Raw genomic sequence first — 3662 nt, forward strand, 5'->3', positions numbered from 1 at the left:
CTATACGGATATATTAATAAAAGGTTTCATTTAAATTCTAGCAAAATTTTTTTAAAAATACGAGTGGTGTTAATGTGGAGTCATTTAAGAAAGCTATAAAATTTTGAGGCTCTAAAGTTTTGACTTAAAAAATGGCCATTTGATAACAATTTGCGAGGGTTGTTATTTAATAATTATACTATCAAATCATTGATCAACTTTTTCACAATAAACTAATTTTTGCATAGTAAGAAGTATAAGGGAGGGGAAACAGTGACTTATTTTAATTACACCGTTAAGCCGCATCATGCCCATCGGATATACGTGAGAACTACAGAAGATAAGGGGCATTTTCATGTAATTAAAGGGTTTACACGAAATGTAAATGGTAATAGCTTTGATAAGCATGTCCACCGTTTTCAAGGGATTACCTCTTTTGAAAATAACCATTATCATCGTTATTACGGAATAACTGGTCCGGCCATTCCGTTACCTGATGGTAGTCATTATCATGAATTTAACGAAAGGACGTATTTTAATTACGATGAACCGTTAGATATTCAACACGGTGGAGTTTGGTATGCTGCAGATGATAAACCAAAACATGATCATCGTTTTAAAGGTAGAACTATAGATCGAATCGGGGTAGATCCATTTTTCTATGAAAATAGGAAAAAAGAGGACTAAATATAGCCCTCTTAATGTTATAAGCTAACGATATAGAGCAGAACCACCTTTGACAAATTCCTTTGCTTTTTCTCGGAGTCCGTTTTCGATGAGTCCTAATTCAGATTCCGATTGCTCTAATGTCCGTTCTTTTATATCATGTGAAATTCTCATTGAACAGAATTTAGGTCCACACATTGAACAAAAGTGTGCTGTTTTTGCTCCTTCTGCAGGCAATGTTTCGTCATGGTATTCACGTGCACGCTCTGGGTCAAGTGATAGATTGAATTGATCGTGCCATCTAAATTCAAATCTTGCTTTAGAGAGGGCGTTGTCTCTTTTTTGGGCACCGGGATGTCCTTTTGCGAGATCAGCAGCATGTGCAGCGATTTTATAGGCAATAACACCTTCGCGAACATCTTCCTTGTTTGGTAATCCTAGATGCTCCTTTGGTGTCACGTAACAGAGCATTGCTGTTCCGAACCAGCCGATCATTGCAGCACCAATCGCAGAAGTGATATGGTCATACCCTGGGGCAATATCGGTTGTTAATGGTCCTAATGTATAAAAAGGTGCTTCTTTACAAATTTCCTGTTGTTTTTCAACATTTTCTTTAATTAAGTGCATTGGAACATGACCTGGACCTTCAATCATGACTTGAACATCATACTTCCAAGCAATTTCCGTTAGTTCACCTAATGTCTCAAGCTCAGCGAACTGTGCCGTATCATTTGCATCTGCGATTGAGCCAGGGCGTAATCCATCGCCTAGAGATATTGAAATATCGTATTTTGCAAGGATTTCACATATCTCGTGGAAGTGTGTATACAGGAAATTTTCCTTGTGATGTGCAAGACACCATTGTGCTAAAATTGAACCTCCTCTAGAAACGATTCCAGTTGTCCGTTTTGCAGTTAGAGGAATATAGCGTAATAGCACACCAGCGTGGATCGTAAAGTAATCAACCCCTTGCTCAGCTTGTTCTATTAAAGTGTCTCGGTATACCTCCCATGTTAAATCCTCGGCAATTCCATTTACTTTTTCTAATGCCTGATAGATCGGAACAGTCCCAACTGGAACAGGTGAGTTGCGAATAATCCACTCTCTTGTTGTATGTATATCCTTACCTGTTGATAAATCCATAATTGTGTCTGCACCCCAACGTGTTGCCCATGTCATTTTTTCTACTTCTTCTTCAATCGATGAGGTTACAGCGGAATTTCCAATATTCGCATTAATTTTTACATGAAAATGTTTTCCAATTATCATTGGTTCACTTTCAGGATGGTTAATGTTTGCTGGGATAATTGCACGTCCTGCTGCAACCTCCTGGCGGACAAATTCTGCATCCATTTGTTCTCTTATTGCAATAAACTCCATTTCAGGAGTAATGATTCCTTTTCTGGCGTAATGAAGCTGGGTGACACGTTTGCCTTCTTTTGCAACAAGTGGCTTACTGCCTTGGGATGGAAAGGTCTCAATATTTGATTGCTTACTAGCTGATTTATACCCATTATCCTCAGGCTTAATCGTACGACCGTTATATCTAATGACATCATTACGATTAAGAATCCAATTTTCTCTAACTTTTGGTAACCCTTTACGAATATCAATTGCAGCATTCATATCTGTGTAAGGTCCACTAGTGTCATATACCCGTATAGGTGGATTGATTTCCTCGCCATATGAATGCACTGTTTTACTCTGTCTAATTTCTCTAACTGGAACACGAATATCTGGGGTGCTTCCTTGGATGTACACTTTCTTGCTTTCTGGAAATGGTTTTTTAATGGTAATCTTCATCATTTTCCTCCTAAAATATGGATTGGATGATCTTACAGATAACCAATTGAGGGGAATAAAAACGGGTTCTGAAAAAATTCAGAACCCGTTGGATGTAAGCATTAATATTGAAAAAGATAGACTGCTCCTTTTTCAACTGCAGCTACTTCCCTACGCTGGTATCATCCAGATCAGGTTCAAAGGGTCAAAGAACTTAAATTGCGCGTTCTTCTCTCAGTCCAAGCTTATGGACTCCCCTAGTAGAAATTGGTAATATATTCATTTCTGTTTTTACTATAGCATATCGATGGATCCAGTCAATACATTCTTTGTCCCAAAAATAAATATGAAGCTATGTACCTATGAAGATGATCTTTATTTTACTATGTTTTTTATGAAAAATGGAGGGAAGGGAGCGTGGTACATTTGCTCCATGCTAGTTAATTTTAACCGAGTTGTTTTTGCTTTTCTTGTTGATAGAGCTTTTCGAACCGAACCTTCCATTCGTTTGATAACTCAGCAACAGACAAAATCGTTTCGATTTTAGATAATTCCTTTGTATGAAAAAATGTTTCATGGATTGTCGCAACAGATAATTGCATAGGATGTTGGATTAATTGCTTTATCTTGGATTGCGTATTTATCGTTCCTTCCTCTAATACGCGAAAGAAATATCCTGTATAGCCGAGTTCAATCATTTTATTTAATAGGGTATGAATATGTGTGTGCTTATTAATTGTCGCACAAGGGAACCTTCCTTGTGATACTTGAACAATTGCATCTCCTATTTGATAAACATCTCCTACGCATACATCAGATTCTTTCATCCCAACTGTTGTAAGGTTTTCCCCGAAGGCTGCCTTTTGTAATGATTTCCCGTAAGTACTCTCCCAAAAATGGTAATGCTCATAAGGATAAACACAAATAACTCTATCTTTGCCACCGTGATATTCATGATTTTCGACATCATCATCAACTATTTTCTCAAAGGTTATGTTTAATTGCTCTGTCTGATCCTTCGCTATTCCAGAACGGTATTCTTTCCCTTTATGTGTCAATGTTTTTGGTAAACCTTTACTAAGCCAAACAATTTTTTTCTCATTTGACATTTTAATCACTCCAATTCCTATAATGGGGGACTGTCCCCAAATGACCAAAAAAATACATCAATAAGCAAATTGTTTATTGATGTAATCGCTGTCTTTATTTTATATTTCTTTACACTCGTTATGAAA

3 protein-coding genes and 1 riboswitch are annotated in these 3662 nt (G+C 37.1%); of the genes, 1 reads left to right on the plus strand and 2 read right to left on the minus strand.

What is annotated here, in order from left to right; all coding sequences use genetic code 11:
• Positions 1-252 precede the first annotated feature (252 nt).
• Positions 253-666: a YmaF family protein gene (locus tag HU235_RS10945; RefSeq protein WP_145581815.1), complete on the plus strand. Its 414-nt coding sequence runs from the start codon at positions 253-255 to the stop codon at positions 664-666.
• 24 nt (positions 667-690) lie between these two features.
• Here the strand turns inward: HU235_RS10945 and thiC are convergent, their stop codons facing one another.
• Positions 691-2448 (minus strand): phosphomethylpyrimidine synthase ThiC, encoded by a 1758-nt coding sequence (gene thiC, locus HU235_RS10950; RefSeq protein ID WP_370877225.1) that lies wholly within the window; start codon positions 2446-2448, stop codon positions 691-693.
• Between the two features lie 130 nt (positions 2449-2578).
• A riboswitch (TPP riboswitch) is annotated at positions 2579-2696 on the minus strand.
• Positions 2697-2873: 177 nt separating this feature from the next.
• Positions 2874-3536, minus strand: a complete 663-nt coding sequence (locus tag HU235_RS10955) for an MOSC domain-containing protein (protein ID WP_095301498.1) — start codon at positions 3534-3536, stop codon at positions 2874-2876.
• Positions 3537-3662 lie beyond the last annotated feature (126 nt).

The sequence above is a fragment of the Metabacillus niabensis genome (assembly GCF_902829255.1).
Classification (GTDB): Bacteria; Bacillota; Bacilli; order Bacillales; family Bacillaceae; genus Metabacillus; species Metabacillus niabensis.